Source organism: Streptomyces sp. NPDC051452, assembly GCF_044454765.1.
GTDB lineage: Bacteria > Actinomycetota > Actinomycetes > Streptomycetales > Streptomycetaceae > Streptomyces.
The window spans coordinates 19,925-36,112 of sequence record NZ_JBITEB010000005.1; the positions used below are offsets into that span (position 1 = coordinate 19,925).

A 16,188-nucleotide genomic window follows, 5' to 3' on the forward strand; every position below is an offset into this window, starting at 1 on the left:
TGGATCAGGTCAGCGGGATGTCGAACTCGACCACGGTGGTGTCGCCCCGGCGGACGATCGGGGAGGCCACCTCCACGACCCGGCCGTCTTGGGCGATGTGGCGCCTCGTGTACCTGAGCACGGGCACACCGGAGCCGATCTTCAAGGTCTTGGCCTCGTGCTCCGTCGGCATACCGCAGGTGAAGGATTCCCTGATCAGGGTCACTTGGATGCCCAGGGTAGCCATCTGGGCCACCGTGCCGCCCGGCCATGGCTCGTGGATCGGGTCCGCCACTGGGGTCCCCTCCACGTCGCTCCAGCGGACGTACGAGGTGCTCATCTGGTGGGGGTGGTCGTTGTCGAAGAAGACGAAGTGGCGGGCCAGCAGCGGCTCTCCCACCTCGCATTCGAAGAGGAACGCCAGCTCCGGCGTGGCCTCCACCTGCTCGAACTTCTTGTCCAGGCGGTACTCGCTCCACCCGATCTGCTGATCTCGGGTGAACGGGGTCGACGGCACGCCCAGCTTGTTGCGGTACCGGTCCGACGTCAGCCGGTGGATCGGTGGCCTCTCCCGAACCCGGGTACCGGCGCGCGCCCTTGTCTCGATGAGCCCCTCGTTCCGCAGCAGCGCGAGGGCGTTGCGGATCGTCGTCTCGGAGACCTCGTACCGCTCGGCGAGAGCCGGGAGCGTCGGGATCTGATCACCGATCCGGTACTCGCCGGAGTTGATGCGGTTCCGCAGGTCGGCAGCGATGCGCAGGTACCCCGGCTGTTCCATGCCCCACCACCGTTTCGAGTGATCGCCACCATTCTGCGCACACATATTGCCTGCCGGAGCTTGACCAGCGCCAACCCCGCCCGCCAATCTGTGCAACAGATAATGGCTATCTGATACACAGAAAGCCGTGAAACCGGGGGACAAGCATGTCCGAATCGGGACAGACGTGGCGCCGAGAATTCAAGGCGCATCCGGCCGAAGCTCGCCAGGTTCGAGAGTGGGTCGACACCCGCTTAGGCCACCCGGATGCCCCGCAGGTCGCCAACGAGCTGTTCGTCTCCGTGCTGGCCAGCGGGACCGAGACGGTTCGCATGACCCTCTCCACGGCAGGCTCACGCGCTCGGGTGACGGCAGCCGGCTCGGTCGAGCTGAAGCTCCACCACAGCCACGGTCCCGGCTTCTTCATCGTCCACGGCCTCACCACCCTCTCCGGACTGAACACCGACGGAAAGGGGTTGTGGGCCCAGCTCGACTCCAAGACCGAGAGGACGGAGCAGTGACAGACGAGTACCGGGAGGCCTACAAGGCTCTCTACGACCACGCCCTGGAGTGTCCGGACTGCCCGGGGGACTGTGCCGAAGGAGCCGTCCTGCGCGAGGCCCTGAGGGAGGCCCGATGACCATGTGCATCCACGGCGACCATGAGTTCCCGATCGAGGACGAGACCGGCGCCTACTGCGAGGAGCACGGCGTGACCCTGCTCCGGAACCCTCCGGACTTCGGCTGGGACGACCTGCTCGAAGAACCGGGTCGTCACCGCCGCGCAGGAGAATCCGCTCCCGGCGCTACGCCTTCGGGCTCGTGAGGAGTGCCGTGCACAGCAGCGCCTTCCCCTGGCTGGGCGACCTGACCGACGAGGCGGCCTACGAGTTCCTGGACGAGGTGATCCAGGCCGCTCACGACGCCGGAACCCACACGGCCTTCCTCCATGCGCTCGACGTCCTCGTGGGCCAGCACGCGCCCGTCTCCACGGTCCCTCACGGGCTCATGTCGTAGCGGCTCCCCCTGCTCACGGTCACATTCGTGTGCGGCACGCTGGTGGTCACCGACACGATGAACACGACCTTCGACAGAAGGGCCCCGGTCGTCCCTGGACGGTCGGGGCCCTTCGCGTGGTCAGTCCTCGTCTCGCGAGTACCGGACCTCGTCCTCACCGATCCAGCGGTACGACCAGTCCAGTGTCGCCGTGATCTTTTTGACGCTGCCCTCTGGCAGATGTTCCCTGGCGGCCTCCAGGGCCGCTTCGACGGCGGCGTTGTAGGCGGCTCTGACTCGGGCCTCGCCCACTGTTGACCCGGCGGTCTGAAGGTCGAAGTCGAGCGTGATCGTCATGTGCTTCGGAACGGGGTCCTGCGCCATAGTCCCTCCCCTTGGTGACCTACAAGGTCGTCAGTATCGGCGCGGGGCGGGATCACCGCCATCGAACAGCCCAGAAACCCTCAACTAGATGTGTTCCAAAGAATTTGTGGTGGGCCACCTTCAGGACGTCCACACCGGCCAGCCCGGCAGCCGCCGGAGAACTCAGCAGCGCCTGCTGAGCGGGGGGTTCGAGGTCCCCGAGCAACAGGATCCGCAGCCCGCCGGTGCGTACGAGCAGCGCCACGCTGGCGTCGTTCGGTCCGTCCGGTCCCGTACCCGCGCCCGGGCCCGCCGGATCAGCCGGGCCCGCCGGGACGCCCGGGGGTGGCCGCTCGGGCGGCGGAGGCCACAGGACGCGCCAGGACAGCGTCCCGGTGCTCCGCTCCTCCCCGGCGGCGGCCCGGGTGACCGGGATGTGCCGCTCGGCCGCCTCCCTCCTGACGAACTCGGCCTGCTCGGCGGGCTCCTCGAAAGTCGTCGTCTCGATCTCGGCCACCGAACGGCCCCGCAGCACACCGGCCAGGCCCGCCACATGGTCGGCGTGGAAGTGCGTGAGGACGAGCAGGGGGATGCGGGTGACGCCCAACTGCCGCAGACAGTGGTCGACCGGTGCCGGATCGGGCCCGGCGTCCACGACCACCGCGCTTCCCTCACCGGCCGCCAGCACGGTGGCGTCACCCTGTCCGACATCGCACATCGCGAACCGCCACCCCGGCGGCGGCCACCCCGTCAGCACCCGGGTCAGCGGCACCGGCCGCACGACCACGAGCAGAAGCAGCACCCCGAGCAGTCCGCACCACCGCGGATGCCGCAACAGCCTCCGTCCGGCCAGGACGACCCCCACCGTGATCACCACGAGAACCGACGCTCCCGCCCAGCTTCCCGGCCAGTCGATCCCCGCGCCGGGCAGCGCCGCCCCGGTCCGGGCGACGCCGGCGATCCACCCGGTCGGCCAACTCGCGCACCACGCCAGCCCCTTGGCCACCGGCATCACCACCGGCGCCGTCACCAGCGCCGCGAACCCCAGCACCGTGGCCGGTGCCACCGCCACCTCCGCCAGCAGATTGCACGGCACCGCCACCAGGCTCACCCGGGCCGACAGCACCGCCACGACCGGCGCGCACACGGCCTGCGCGGCGGCGGCCGCCCCCAGCGCCTCGGCCAGCCTCGGGGGCACCCGGCGCCGCCGCAGCGCCTCGCTCCAGCCCGGTGCCAGCAGGAGCAGGGCGCCGGTGGCCAGCACGGACAGCAGGAAGCCGTAACCGCGCGCCAGCCACGGGTCGTACAGCACCAGCAGCAGCACCGCCATGGCCAGCGCCGGGACCAGGGATCTGCGGCGCCCGGTGGCCAGGGCGAGCAGAGCGACCGCACCACAGGCCGCGGCCCGCAGCACACTGGGGTCGGGCCGGCACACGATCACGAATCCCAGCGTCAGCGCTCCCGCCGCCAGTGCGGTCACCCGCAGGGAGAGCCCCAGGCGTGGGGCGAGGCCCCGGCGCTCGGCCAGCAGGGCCAGGCCGGGCGGCCCGACGAGCAGCGCCAGCAGGATGGTCAGGTTGCTGCCGGAGACGGCCAGCGTGTGGGTCAGATCCGTCGCCTTGAAGGCGTCGTCCAACTCGGGCGTGATCCGTGAGGTGTCTCCGACGACCAGACCGGGAAGCAGCGCCCGCGCGTCTCCGCCCAGTCCGTCGGTCGCCTCCCGGAGCCCCGCCCTGAGCCGCCCGGCCAGCCGCTGTGCCGCGTTCGGGCCCGCCACGATCCGCGGCCCCGGCCGGCCGCGCACCCGCAGCACGGCGGCGGTCCGGTCACCGCTCGTCAGGGCGGGCGCCAGCCGCCCGCCCACCGTCAGCCTGGTGGACGGCAGCAGCCCCAGCCAGGCGGCACGGCCGCCCGGCGCGCCCCGGACGCCCTTGACCGGTGGCCCGTTGGCCCGTCCCGGCGGCCCCTCCCGGCCGACCGTTTCCTGGGTCCCCGCGGAATCCACGCTGCCCACGGCCCTCCCCTTTGGTGCCGGCACGTCCGCGTCGACGACCAGCAGGACGGGCGTCCGTGTCCGCACACTCGTCCCGTCGCTCTTCTGAATCCGCCGCACCTCGGCACGGATCAGCACCGCCACGGGTGCCGCGTGATCGCCCCGCACCCTCGGGCGGCTCAGCCAGGGGTCACCGCTCACCTCGACCTCGGCGACCACGGGCGCGAACCGCCGGGCCAGCTCGGGCACCGGCCCGCGCCGCACATCCGCTCCGTGCAGGCCGGCGGAGGCGGCGGCCGCGGCGACACAGAGCAGCGTGGCGGCGGCCGGGGCCCGGGCCCAGGAGAGGCGGCGCTCTCCCGTCCCTACTGGTCTTCCGGGTGTGCCCTCTCCGTCTGCTCCCTCCTCTTTGCCGTCTCCTTTGTCGCCGACTCCATGGCTGTCCCCTTCGCCTCCCTCGTGTCCGCTGTGTCCTTCGTGCCCCGTCGCCGGGCCGCTTCCTCCCGGTCGCCGTGCGGGCAACAGGCAGACCCCTCCGATCAGGCAGCCGATGGCGATCCCCGCCGTCCAGCTCGCCGGTGCGTCAAGTGCCAGGGCCGCGGTGGCCCAGGCCGCGAGGGCGGGCGGGACCAGACGCAGGTCCAGGGGAGTCGGCCGGTCGGTGTGCGCACTCCCCCGCCCCTCCGGTTCACGGCCGTCGGCTACGGCGCCGGTGTCGGTGTCTGCCTCCGGTTTGGGGCTCATGGCCGCACCAGGTTCCGGAGATCGGTGAAGCGGCGGTCACCGATGCCGTTCACCTCACGGAGTTCGTTCACCGAGCGGAAGCCGCCGTGCTGAGTGCGGTAGTCGATGATGTGCCGGGCCAGTACCGGACCGACCCCCGGCAATGCGTCGAGCTGGTCCTCGGTGGCCGTGTTGAGGGAGACCGGGGCTCCGGGGCCCGCGCCCGCCCCGCCGGCGACCCCCTGGCCCGCCGGTCCGGGTGGAGCCGGGGCACCGGCCGTCGAGCCGACGACGATCTGTTCGCCGTCGACCAGGAAGCGGGCGCGGTTGAGGCCCTCGGTGTTCACGCCCGGTCGGACACCCCCCGCAGCCCGCAACGCGTCGGCCACCCGGGAACCGGCCGGCAGCCGCCGGACGCCCGGCTTCCTGACCTTGCCGCCGACGTCCACCACGATCCCCCCGCGCGGCGCCGCCGAGGCACCCACGGTCGCACCGGCCTTCGCGCCAGCGTGCCGCTCGGTGTAGGACGCCTCGGCACGCACCACTCGCGGGGCGCTCACGGACTGGGTGCGGCCGGTCCAGAAGTGCAGCGCCGCGAAGACGGCCGCCACCACGAGCACGGCGACGAGCGCCACGACCCCCCGCCGTTCCACCCCGCACCGCGCCTGCAACCACAGCGGCATGCGCTCGCGCAGCGCCAGCCCGGCCCGCTCCCGCCAGTCCGGTCCGGCCGAGGTCTTCGGCTGCGAGGAGCAGGAGGCCGGCGACGGGGAGGAGGCTGGAGGGAGTGAAAAGGCGGCCGGTGCGGCCGGTTCGGGTTCCGCGGCCACGATCGGACCCGGAACAGCCGCAGTTGGCCACCGCACCGGGCCAAGCCGAGACGCCGAATCCGTGACCGTCGCCGACACCATCCCCGTCGCCACCGCCATCGCCGAGGTCGTGGCCTTCGCCGGGGTCGTGGCCGTCTCCGAGGGCGGAGCAGAAGCGGAGGCAGGAACCGGACTCGTCGCCGAAGCAGAAGCGGAGGCAGGAACCGGCCTCGTCTCCGACGCCGAACCCGTGTCCGCGCTCGCGTCTCCGGCTCCGCCGCCGACTCCGAGTCCGACTCCGCCACCTACTTCGACTTCGACTCCGTCCGGTGGTCCGGTCCCCGACTCCCGGCGCCGCACCGCTCGTTCGCCGAAGAGGAGTTCCGCCCGCCGGGCCAGCTCCCCCGCCGCGGCGGGCGAGCGGCGCCGGGCGCGGCGGTGTTCGGCGCCATGGCGGTACTCGGTGCCACGGCGGTCGCGGACGCGGCCGTCGGAGGCCGGTCCTCGGCCGGGGCCGCTGGTCGGTGTGGCTGTGCGAGGGCGCGATCGAAGAGTCATGCGACGAGGATGAGACATCTCGCCGACTCGGGATGATCTTGCTCGATTTCCGGGGAAAACCGCCCCGTTGTGGAAAACTCCGCCACTCGAACGGGTGATGCGGGTGGTGAGGCCGCCGATTGCTCGTCAGCGGGGGGAGACCACCACGCCCAGCAGCCCCGGCCCCGTGTGCGCGCCGATCACCGCTCCGACCTCGCTGACATGCAGCTCGCCCAGGCCCGGGACCCGTGCTCGAAGCCGGTCGGCCAGGGCGCCCGCGCGGTCGTGGGCGGCCAGGTGGTGGACGGCGATGTCGACCTTCGCGCCGGCCGCCCGCTCGGCGGCGATCTCCTCCAGCCGGGCGATCGCCTTGGACGCCGTGCGGACCTTCTCGAGCAGCTCGATGCGGCCGCCCTCCAGCTGGAGCAGGGGCTTGACGGCGAGCGCGGAGCCGAGGAGAGCCTGGGCGGTTCCGATGCGGCCGCCACGGCGTAGATAGTCGAGGGTGTCGACGTAGAAGTAGGCCGACGTGCCCGCGGCCCGTTTCTCGGCGGCCGTGACGGCCTCGTCCACCGCGCCGCCGACCTCCGCCGCTTCCGCCGCCGACACCGCGCAGAAACCGAGCGCCATCGCGACCATCCCGGTGTCCACCACCCGCACGGGCACCGGTGCCTCGCGGGCCGCGAGGACCGCCGCGTCGTAGGTGCCGGACAGCTCGGCGGACAGGTGCAGGGAGACGATGCCGCTCGCGCCGGACTCGGCGACCCTGCGATAGGTCTCGGCGAAGACCTGGGGGCTGGGGCGGGAGGTGGTGACGGAACGCCGCTTCTGCAGTGCCTGGGCCAGCGAGCGCGTGGAGATCTCGGTGCCCTCTTCCAGGGCCCGGTCGCCGAGGACCACGGTCAGGGGCACCGCCGTGATGCCGTGACGCTCCATCGTCCGGGGCGGCAGGTAGGCCGTTGAATCGGTAACGATCGCGACATGGCGGGACATGAGCTGGAGGTTACCTGCCGTAGTGCGGGCGTGGCAGCCCGGCCCCCGCGGTGGCGGCCCGGGCCGCTCGCCGGTCAGGTGGTGCTCTCGGGGCGGGGCTTCTTCTGCCAGGGGTACGCGGGGCGCGACGGAGGCGAGGCGATCGCCTGGGGAGCCGGTTCCCCGGCTGTGCGGGGACCCGGTGTCCGCCGCCTCCGGTCCTGCCGTACTCCCGGGCCCTCTCCGGCGGCCGGGGCCTCCTGCGACGGCGGGGGCGTGCCGGCGTTGTCGGCCCGGGTCCAGTGGCGCAGGGCGTCCGCCTCGATGCCGATCTGAGCGGTGAGCGAGCCCAGGTCGTCGTCGGCGAAGCGGCGGGCCCGGTCGCGGACGGCCCAGCGCAGGGCGTCGGCGGACCGGGTGATGCGCTCGGTGCGCTCGCGCAGCCCGGGCAGGCGCGCGGCCAGGGTGGCCCGGTCCGGCTCGGACTCCAGGCGCTTGAGGTCCGCGTCGAGTTCGCGGCCGTGCACGCTGAGCCGGTCGAACAGGCCGATCGATTCCTTCAGGGACTCGTCCTCGGCGGCGCCCGCGTGCAGCGCGTCCTGAGTGGCGCGCATGGAGGTGCGCAGCGCGAGCCGCAGCTGGGCGATCTCACCGGCCGGGCCGGGCTGGGCGAAGGACTTGGCGCGCAGGGTGTGGTCCTCGACCGTGCGCCGGGCCTGCGTGATCGTCCGGTCCACCCCGCGTCTGGCGGCGCCCACCGCCTTGACCGTGGCGTAGACGCCCAGGCCGATGAGGAGCAGGAAGAGGAGGGCGAAGACGGCGATCACTGTTTCCACGGCGCTCCTCCTGGGACGGCACGGCACGAGCCGCTGTGCTCTCCACGGTAAACGCGGCAGGCGGGCCCGGGGTTCCGGAGGAACCCCGAACCTACCCGGGAAAGCACCCTGAACCTACCCGTAGGGGGCCACCCCGACGCCGGGCAGGACCGGCAGCCGCCGCCCACACCGGAACGACGACCACCGGCCTCGCCTGCTGTCCGCCGGCTACGCCGGAACGACGACCACCGGCCTCGCCTGCTGTCCGCCGGCTACGCCGGAACGATGTTCACCAGCTTCGGCGCCCGCACGATCACCTTGCGGATGCCCGCGCCGTCCAGTGCCGCGACGACCTTCTCGTCGGACAGCGCCACCTTCTCCAGCTCCTCCTCGGAGATGCCCGGCGCCACCTTCAGACGGGCCTTGACCTTGCCCTTGATCTGCACGACGCAGGTCACGGTCTCGTCGACCACGTAACCCGGGTCGGCGACCGGGAAGTCCTGGTGGACGACCGAGTCGGTGTGGCCCAGGCTGCGCCACAGCTCTTCGGCGATGTGCGGGGCCAGCGGGGCGATCATCAGCACCAGCGGCTCGGCCACGGAGCGCGGCAGGGCGCCGCCGGCCTTGGTCAGGTGGTTGTTCAGTTCGGTGACCTTGGCGATGGCGGTGTTGCAGCGCAGGCCCTCCAGGTCCTGGCGGACGCCGTCGATCGCCTTGTGCAGCGCGCGCAGGGTCTCCTCGTCGGGCTCGGCGTCGGTGACGGTGACCTGGCCGGTGTTCTCGTCGACGATGTTGCGCCACAGCCGCTGCAGCAGCCGGAACTGGCCGACCACCGCGCGCGTGTCCCACGGGCGGGAGACGTCCAGCGGGCCCATGGCCATCTCGTACAGGCGCAGCGTGTCGGCACCGTACTCGGCGGCGATCTCGTCGGGGGTCACCGCGTTCTTCAGGGACTTGCCCATCTTGCCCAGCAGGCGGCTGACCTTCTCGCCCTGGTGGTAGTGGGCGCCGTCGCGCTCCTCCACCTCGGCGGCCGACACCGCGATACCGCGACTGTCGCGGTAGACGTAGGCCTGGATCATGCCCTGGTTGAACAGCTTGTGGAACGGCTCGGCGGAGGAGACGTGCCCCAGGTCGAACAGGACCTTGGACCAGAAGCGCGCGTACAGCAGGTGCAGGACGGCGTGCTCGGCACCGCCGACGTACAGGTCGACGCCGCCGTGCGGCCGGCCCTCGCGCGGGCCCATCCAGTACCGCTCGATCTCCGGGTCGACCAGCTTGCTGTCGTTGTGCGGGTCCAGGTAGCGGTACTCGTACCAGCAGGAACCGGCCCAGTTGGGCATGGTGTTGGTCTCGCGCCGATAGTTCTTCGGTCCGTCGCCCAGGTCCAGGGTGACGTTGACCCAGTCCTCGTTGCGCGACAGCGGCGTCTCGGGCTGGGTGTCCGCGTCGTCCGGGTCGAAGGTGCGCGGGCTGTAGTCCTCGACCTCCGGCAGCTCCAGCGGCAGCATGGACTCGGGCAGCGCGTGGGCGACGCCGTCCTCGTCGTAGACGATCGGGAAGGGCTCGCCCCAGTAGCGCTGGCGGCTGAACAGCCAGTCACGCAGCCGGAAGTTGACGGTGCCCTCGCCGATGCCCCGCTCCTGCAGCCACTCGGTGATGCGCGCCTTGGCCTCGGCCACGCCCAGGCCGTCCAGGGAGACGCCCTCGCCGTGCGAGTTCACGATCTTCGCGTCGTAGGAGGCGAAGGCGTCGTCCCAGGCGGAGGTGTCCGTGCCGCGGCCGTCGGTCGGCTCGACGACGCAGCGGATCGGCAGCTCGAAGGCGCGGGCGAAGGCGAAGTCGCGGGTGTCGTGCGCCGGGACGGCCATGATCGCGCCGGTGCCGTAGCCCATCAGCACGTAGTCGGCGATGAAGACCGGGACCTTCTCGCCGTTGACCGGGTTCGTCGCGAAGGCGCCGGTGAAGACGCCGGTCTTGTCCTTGGCCTCGGCCTGGCGCTCGACGTCGGACTTGGAGGCGGCCTGCGCGCGGTAGGCGGCGACGGCCTCGGCGGGGGTGGCGTGGCCGCCGGTCCACGCCTCGTGCGTGCCCTCGGGCCAGGCCTCGGGGGTGAACTTCTCGACCAGCGGGTGCTCGGGCGCCAGCACCATGTAGGTCGCGCCGAACAGGGTGTCCGGGCGGGTGGTGAAGACCGTGATGTGCTCGCCGTCGATCGGGAAGTCGACGCGGGCGCCCTCGCTGCGGCCGATCCAGTTGCGCTGCTGCAGCTTGATGGCCTCGGGCCAGTCCAGCTCCTCCAGGTCGCCCAGCAGCCGGTCGGCGTAGGCGGTGATGCGCATGTTCCACTGGCGCAGCTTGGCCTTGAAGACGGGGAAGTTGCCGCGCTCGGAGCGGCCGTCGGCGGTGACCTCCTCGTTGGCCAGCACGGTACCCAGGCCGGGGCACCAGTTGACCGGCGCGTCGGAGGCGTAGGCCAGGCGGTACGCGCCCAGGACGTCGGAGCGCTCGGCGGCGCTCAGCTCGCTCCACGCGCGCGTGGTGCCCGGGACGGGCCGCTCACCGGAGTCGAACTGGGCGATCAGCTCGGAGATCGGGCGGGCCCTGTCCGCCGTCTCGTCGTACCAGGAGTTGAAGATCTGCAGGAAGATCCACTGGGTCCACTTGTAGTAGTCCGGGTCGATCGTGGCGAAGGACCGGCGCCTGTCGTGGCCCAGGCCCAGCCGACGCAGCTGGGCCTTCATGTTCTCGATGTTGGCTTCGGTGGACACGCGCGGGTGCGTGCCGGTCTGTACGGCGTACTGCTCGGCGGGCAGGCCGAAGGCGTCGAAGCCCAGGGTGTGCAGGACGTTGTGGCCGGTCATGCGCTGGAACCGGGCGTAGACGTCGGTGGCGATGTAGCCCAGCGGGTGGCCGACGTGCAGGCCCGCGCCGGAGGGATAGGGGAACATGTCCATGATGAACTTCTTGGGCCTGGCGACCAGCTCGGGGTCCCCGGCCAGGTCGCCCGCGGGGTTCGGCGCCGCGTAGGTGCCGTCGGCGTCCCAGAAGTCCTGCCAGCGTGCCTCGATGTCGGCCGCCATGGCGGCCGTGTAGCGGTGCGGCGCGGCCTCCGCCGACGTAGCGGCGGCGGCAGCGGGGTTCGTCTCGCTCATGATCCTCAAAGCTCCATCGATCGTCTCTGCCTGCGGAAACGAAAAATCCCCTCGCACAGGAGGGGACGCCGCGCCGATGCCGACCTCACGGCTGGACCGGGGTCGGGACTGATCAGCGCGGCCCGCTAAGCAGAAGGCGTACGGCACGCATGTCGGTAGGGTACCGCAGCGCTTGAGCAAGCCGCGACGTGCTTCCGTATGAGTAGTGGACATGCCACGAACCTCGCCGGAACTGAACGAAGGTCAAGGATTACCGCGCGCACCGCCCGCCCAGGGACGTCGCCCCAATCACATTGTCCGTTGATAACAGCGCAATAACTCAAACCCCGTACTGATCGGTATGGCGCCATTTAGAGTTCGGCAGCGGGACCGCTTTCCCGAAACTGCTCGGAGTTGCCCCCATGAACCCTCGTCGTAGTACCAGCTCGCTCCCCAAACCGGGCCGCTCGGCCTATGGGGTGGCGTCCGCCGTCGTCCTGCTGCTCATACCCGTCGTCGTGCTGGTCGGAGGCAGCCAGTTCCGCGACTTCCTGAACTTCGGCGCGGGCGTGCTCTCCCTCGTCTCGCTCAGCTGCTCGGTGATCTGGGGCCTGTTCGCGCAGGACCGGATCTTCCTCAACACCCGCCAGCGGATCATCGGCCAGGCGGTGCACCGGACGACCGCGGTCGCCTCCATCGCGTTCCTGCTGCTGCACATCACCGCCAAGATCGCGCTCGGCCACACGAAGCTGATCGCCGCGATCATCCCGTTCTCGCTCGGCGTCACCGGCATCGGCGGCCTGATCGGTCTCGGCTCCCTCGCGGGACTGCTGATGATCTTCGTGGGCATCACCGGCGCCCTGCGCAGCAACTTCGCCGCCCCGGCCCCGGTCGCCGCCCGCTGGCGCGCCATGCACATGCTGGCCTACCCGGCCTGGTGCGCGGCGCTCGTCCACGGGCTCTACGCGGGTCGCACCGCCAAGCCGGTCTTCGTGATCCTCTACAGCCTGTCCCTGCTCGGTGTGATGGGCGCCCTCGCGCTGCGCGCCGCCCCCCGCCCGGTCAAGCGCAGGGTCGCCGACCGGCTGGTGGCGCTGTTCGGCAGCTCGGAACGGCCCGGACGGGAGGAACTCGACGCGAGCCGCTCCCGGGCGGGCGGTCCGGCGGGGCCGGGTCCGGCCGGGCAGGGCTACGAGGGCCGGCGGGAGGCGAGGTCCTCGCGCGCGCGGGCCCGGAACTCCTCCTCCGCGCCCCTCTACCAGTCCCCCGCGGGCCCCGCGGCTCCCGCGGCGGATTCCGGCCCGGGCTTCGCGGCCGCCTACCGCGCGGTCTCCACGCCGGGCCGGCCCCGGCAGCCGTTCGAGGCCGAGCAGACCGCGCGCATGGACCTCCCGTTGGACCTCCAGGCCACGGAGGCCATCGCGCGCGTGGACAGCGCGGCCGCCAGCATGGGCAGCTGGCCGGTCCCGTCCCCGCCGCCGGTCGGCGAGGCCCCGCCGTCCGCCTACGACCCGCTCCAGGACACCGGATACACCATCCCGGCCTACGGCAATCCGGGCACGCCCGGGTACGGCGGAAGTGATGTGTACGACACCACTGAGACAAACGGCCCCTTCGGCGCGTACAACCCGGGTGACACGTTCAACAGTGGTCCCGCCACCGAACCAACCCCCGGCACCTCGTACGACGCGCCCGGTTCGGGCGAACCTTGGAACATGCCTTCCGGAGGCTATAGGTGAACGAGGCCCTGCCCGACGTCCCCGAAGTCCGCGTGGTCGGTCTTCCCCAGCTCACGTCGGGTTTCGACCTTATGGAACGGCTCGACCTGCCCATGCACCTGAAGGTGCATGGGCCACTCGACCCATTGGGCGGGGAACAGCTCGCCCAGCTCGCCGAACGCATCAACCTCAGGGGCCGGGGCGGCGCGGGCTTCCCCTTCCACAAGAAGCTGCGCTCCGTCGCCGAGTCGGCGATCAAGCGCGGGGTGCGGCCGGTCGTCGTGGTCAACGGCAGCGAGGACGAACCCGCCTGCCGCAAGGACACCGTGCTGATCAACCGTGCTCCGCACCTCATCCTGGACGGCGCGCTGTTGTGTGCCGAGGCGCTCGGCGCGCGCACCCTGGTGATCGGCGTCACCCGGGAGTCCACACAGCGCTCCATGGAGGCCGCGCTCGCCGAGCGGGGTCTGAGCAACAGCCGTAGATCGGCGCTGCGCGCGTGGGTGCAGCGCAATCCGGTGCGCATGGTCACCGGCGCCGCCGCCTCACTGGTCCGCTCGATCGACGGCGGCCCGGCGATCCCGCCCGGCCGCAAGATCAGCGCCTCGCAGACCGGCGTCGGCGGCGCGCCCACCCTGCTGTCGAACGCGGAGACCTTCGCGCAGCTGGCCATCGCCGCCCGCATCGGCCCGGAGCGCTACGGCAACACCGGCCTGTACGACGAGCCGGGCACCGTCATGCTCACGGTCTCCGGTGCCGTCGCCCGCCCGATGGTGCTGGAGGTGCCGACGGGCGTGCCGCTGCGCTACGTGCTGCAGCTGGCCGGGGCCCCGCCGGTGCCGCAGGGCGTGCTGACCGGCGGCTACCACGGCAAGTGGATCGACGCGGCGACCGTCGACGAGGCGGTCGTCTCACGCAACTCCCTGGACGCCGTGGGCGGTTCCCTGGGCGCGGGCGCGATCCTGCCGATCAGCCAGGAGACCTGCCCGCTGGGCGAGTCGCTGCGGGTCGCGCAGTGGCTGGCCGAGGAGAGCGCCGGCCAGTGCGGCCCCTGCTATCTCGGGCTGCCCGCCGCCGCGCGCGGCCTGGAGGACATCCTGAGCGGTGGCGGACCGGCCGCCCTGGAGGCGCTGAAGCAGGTCGCGAAGAACGTCAAGCGGCGTGGGGCGTGTTCGCACCCGGACGGCTCCGCGATGTTCCTGGAGTCGACCATCAAGGCGTTCACCGACGACCTGGCCGCCCATGTCCTCGGAAACGGCTGCGGACGGCCCGTGGAGGGCGTCCTGCCGCTCTTCGAGGGAGGCAGGACGCCTACGGGCATCACGAGCGGCGCGGAGCCCGAGGAGGCCGGCGGCAGCCGCCAGAAGATCTACGTCGACTGGACGCTGTGCCGGGGGCACGGCCTGTGCGCCGACATCCTCCCGGAGGTCTTCGAGCTGGGCGCGGACGGCTTCCCGACCGTGGCGCAGGCGCAGGTGCCGCGGTACGCGGAGGCGAAGGCGCTGCGCGCGGTGCGCCGCTGCCCGGCGCTCGCGCTGCGCGTGGAGGAGGACACGCGCGGGCAGGCACCCTCGCGCAACCTGCCGGTGCTGTCCCAGGGCCGCGGGCGGCGCGCGCTCGGACGCTGAGTACGAGGGACGGCGGGTCACCGGTCCGGGTGACCCGCCGTCCCTCGTCCGGGAGCGCGCCCGCGAGCCGGGCTGCCGGTTCGCCGCACGGTGTACAACACGCCGAAGGCGGACCATTCATGGAATGGTCCGCCTTCGAATTCTGTGGAGCTAAGGAGAATTGAACTCCTGACCTCCTGCATGCCATGCAGGCGCTCTACCAACTGAGCTATAGCCCCTTGCTTTGGTCCGCCCGGGTTCCCCCGGCGGCGAAGCCAACATTACATGGTCCGGGGGGTGCAGTACCAAATCGGTTTCCGCTCTGCTCCCATACGGGGGCTAATGTCGGCTTTCGTGACCGTGATCGCGTTCTCCGCGGCCCGCAGGGCCCCGGTCGCCCTGGGGGTGTGCCTCGTGTCGTTCGCGGCCTTCTGGGCCGCCCAGCGGGCGGCCCAGGTGTCGATGATCGACCTGATGGTCTACCGGGCCGAGGGCGCCACCGTGCGCGCGGGCGGCGACCTCTACGCGTTGCGTGCGACGGCCGCGCACCTGCCCACCACCTACCCGCCGTTCGCGGCCCTGCTGTTCACACCGCTGACCCTGCTGGAGGTCGCGCCGCTGCGCGCGCTGGCGACGGCCGGAAACCTCGCGCTGGTGGTGGTGTTCGTGCGGCTGTCGCTCGCACTCGTCGGCCACGCGCGCGAGGCGGCCGTCTGGTGGGTCGCGGCGGCGGCCGTGTGGTGCGAGCCGGTCTGGACGACCCTGCGCTACGGCCAGATCAACCTGGCCCTGGCCGTCCTGGTGCTGTGGGACCTCTCCCGCCGTCCCGCCGGCCGCCCCGACCGCTGGTCCGGGGTCGGGGTGGGGCTGGCGGCCGCGGTGAAGCTGACGCCCGCGCTGTTCGCTGTGTTCCTGCTCGCCACGGGTGTCGCGGCCCGGCTCGGCGGCCGGGACCCGGGTCCCTGGCTGCGGCACGCGCGCGGGGCCGTCGCCACGTTCGCCGGGGCGACGCTGCTGGCGGCGGCCGTCCTGCCGTACGACTCCCTGCGGTTCTGGACCGGCATGGTGTTCCGCACGAGCCGGGTCGGACATGCCGAGGACACCGCCAATCAGGCGCTGCGCGGTGTGCTGGCCCGGCTGCTGCACACGGCGGACCCGGGGGCGTTCTGGGCCGGCTGCGCGGCCGTGACGGCCGCGCTGGGGCTCGCGGTGGCCGTGGCGGCGGAGTTGCGCGGGCGGCGGGAGTGGGCGGTGTGCGGATGCGCGGTCACCGCGCTGCTGGTGAGCCCGGTGTCCTGGACGCACCACTGGGTGTGGTGCGTCCCCCTCGGCGTGCTGCTGTGGACGCGCGGCCACCGGAGGGCGGCCCTGGGCGCGCTGGCGGTGTTCGGTTCTTATGCGCCGTGGTGGGTGCCGCATGGCGCCGGGCGGCCCGAATTGCACCAGGGGGGCGTGCAGTTGGCGCTCTCCGCTCTCTACGCGGGAGCCGGTGCGCTCTTTCTCGCGCGGGCGTGGACATCGTTGCCGGGGCCCGGCCGTGGCGAGGTGCGCCTCAAGCCGTGACGAAGGAATAGAACCGCTTGAGTGTGCAGTGTTCCTCGAGCAGCCGGCCGTAGATCGGCTCGCCCTCCAGTTCCCGGTACGTCTCGATCGGGTCGCCTTTTATGATCAGCGCCCGCGCGCATTCCTCGCACCAGTACTGGTAGTCGGGGTTGATCGGCTCCATGTCACGGACGATCGGCGTACCACTGCCGCACCAGTCGCACTTTCGCCTGTGTGCACCCAT

At 72.0% G+C, this 16,188-nt stretch carries 15 protein-coding genes and 1 tRNA gene; 7 read left to right on the forward strand and 9 right to left on the reverse strand.

All coding sequences use genetic code 11. The annotated features are described in order from the left end of the window. Positions 1 to 4 precede the first annotated feature (4 nt). Entirely contained in the window at positions 5 to 757 is a 753-nt protein-coding gene (locus ACIBA9_RS15040) for a GntR family transcriptional regulator (protein WP_399363033.1), read from the reverse strand. Between the two features lie 146 nt (positions 758 to 903). On the opposite strand from ACIBA9_RS15040, the gene ACIBA9_RS15045 reads away from it, so the two are divergent. From ACIBA9_RS15045 to ACIBA9_RS15060, 4 genes are read left to right on the forward strand one after another with little or no spacing between them, the layout of a single operon-like run. Next, positions 904 to 1,257 carry a hypothetical protein gene (locus tag ACIBA9_RS15045; protein ID WP_399363035.1) on the forward strand — a complete coding sequence of 118 codons (354 nt, stop codon included), beginning with the start codon at positions 904 to 906 and terminating at the stop codon, positions 1,255 to 1,257. Further along, on the forward strand, positions 1,254 to 1,376 hold the full coding sequence (locus tag ACIBA9_RS15050) for a hypothetical protein (RefSeq protein WP_399363037.1): 123 nt from the start codon (positions 1,254 to 1,256) through the stop codon (positions 1,374 to 1,376). The genes ACIBA9_RS15045 and ACIBA9_RS15050 overlap by 4 nt, the downstream gene beginning before the upstream one ends. Continuing rightward, complete coding sequence (locus ACIBA9_RS15055; RefSeq protein ID WP_399363039.1) at positions 1,373 to 1,561, forward strand: hypothetical protein; 189 nt, start codon at positions 1,373 to 1,375, stop codon at positions 1,559 to 1,561. Before ACIBA9_RS15050 ends, ACIBA9_RS15055 begins: the two co-directional genes overlap by 4 nt. Positions 1,562 to 1,569: 8 nt before the next feature. After that, a complete protein-coding gene (locus ACIBA9_RS15060; RefSeq protein WP_399363041.1) occupies positions 1,570 to 1,752 on the forward strand; it encodes a hypothetical protein in 183 nt (60 codons plus the stop codon). A gap of 120 nt (positions 1,753 to 1,872) precedes the next feature. On the opposite strand, the gene ACIBA9_RS15065 is transcribed toward ACIBA9_RS15060, so the two are convergent. From ACIBA9_RS15065 to leuS, 6 genes are all read right to left on the reverse strand, one after another. Next, positions 1,873 to 2,115 carry a hypothetical protein gene (locus tag ACIBA9_RS15065; RefSeq protein WP_399363043.1) on the reverse strand — a complete coding sequence of 81 codons (243 nt, stop codon included), beginning with the start codon at positions 2,113 to 2,115 and terminating at the stop codon, positions 1,873 to 1,875. 52 nt (positions 2,116 to 2,167) lie between these two features. Beyond that, positions 2,168 to 4,831: a ComEC/Rec2 family competence protein gene (locus ACIBA9_RS15070; protein WP_399363045.1), complete on the reverse strand. Its 2,664-nt coding sequence runs from the start codon at positions 4,829 to 4,831 to the stop codon at positions 2,168 to 2,170. After that, positions 4,828 to 5,721, reverse strand: a complete 894-nt coding sequence (locus tag ACIBA9_RS15075; RefSeq protein ID WP_399363605.1) for a helix-hairpin-helix domain-containing protein — start codon at positions 5,719 to 5,721, stop codon at positions 4,828 to 4,830. The genes ACIBA9_RS15070 and ACIBA9_RS15075 overlap by 4 nt, the downstream gene beginning before the upstream one ends. 582 nt (positions 5,722 to 6,303) lie before the next feature. Beyond that, entirely contained in the window at positions 6,304 to 7,149 is an 846-nt protein-coding gene (locus tag ACIBA9_RS15080; protein WP_399363047.1) for a DegV family protein, read from the reverse strand. A 74-nt stretch (positions 7,150 to 7,223) separates the two neighbouring features. Beyond that, positions 7,224 to 7,964: a hypothetical protein gene (locus tag ACIBA9_RS15085; protein ID WP_399363049.1), complete on the reverse strand. Its 741-nt coding sequence runs from the start codon at positions 7,962 to 7,964 to the stop codon at positions 7,224 to 7,226. A gap of 251 nt (positions 7,965 to 8,215) precedes the next feature. After that, positions 8,216 to 11,098 carry a leucine--tRNA ligase gene (leuS, locus tag ACIBA9_RS15090; protein ID WP_399363051.1) on the reverse strand — a complete coding sequence of 961 codons (2,883 nt, stop codon included), beginning with the start codon at positions 11,096 to 11,098 and terminating at the stop codon, positions 8,216 to 8,218. 401 nt (positions 11,099 to 11,499) lie between these two features. Between leuS and ACIBA9_RS15095 the strand changes: the two genes are divergently transcribed. Further along, the gene (locus ACIBA9_RS15095) at positions 11,500 to 12,816 is read left to right on the forward strand and encodes a cytochrome b/b6 domain-containing protein (protein ID WP_399363053.1); all 1,317 of its coding nucleotides are present in this window, start codon (positions 11,500 to 11,502) and stop codon (positions 12,814 to 12,816) included. Next, positions 12,813 to 14,423, forward strand: a complete 1,611-nt coding sequence (locus ACIBA9_RS15100) for an NADH-ubiquinone oxidoreductase-F iron-sulfur binding region domain-containing protein (RefSeq protein ID WP_399363055.1) — start codon at positions 12,813 to 12,815, stop codon at positions 14,421 to 14,423. The genes ACIBA9_RS15095 and ACIBA9_RS15100 overlap by 4 nt, the downstream gene beginning before the upstream one ends. Before the next feature lie 145 nt (positions 14,424 to 14,568). Here the strand turns inward: ACIBA9_RS15100 and ACIBA9_RS15105 are convergent. Continuing rightward, positions 14,569 to 14,641 (reverse strand) — tRNA-Ala (locus tag ACIBA9_RS15105). 115 nt (positions 14,642 to 14,756) lie between these two features. On the opposite strand from ACIBA9_RS15105, the gene ACIBA9_RS15110 reads away from it, so the two are divergent. Continuing rightward, a complete protein-coding gene (locus ACIBA9_RS15110; RefSeq protein ID WP_399363057.1) occupies positions 14,757 to 15,965 on the forward strand; it encodes a glycosyltransferase 87 family protein in 1,209 nt (402 codons plus the stop codon). Here the strand turns inward: ACIBA9_RS15110 and ACIBA9_RS15115 are convergent. Continuing rightward, the gene (locus ACIBA9_RS15115) at positions 15,955 to 16,188 is read right to left on the reverse strand and encodes a hypothetical protein (protein WP_006136074.1); all 234 of its coding nucleotides are present in this window, start codon (positions 16,186 to 16,188) and stop codon (positions 15,955 to 15,957) included. The two genes, ACIBA9_RS15110 and ACIBA9_RS15115, sit on opposite strands and share 11 nt — an antisense overlap.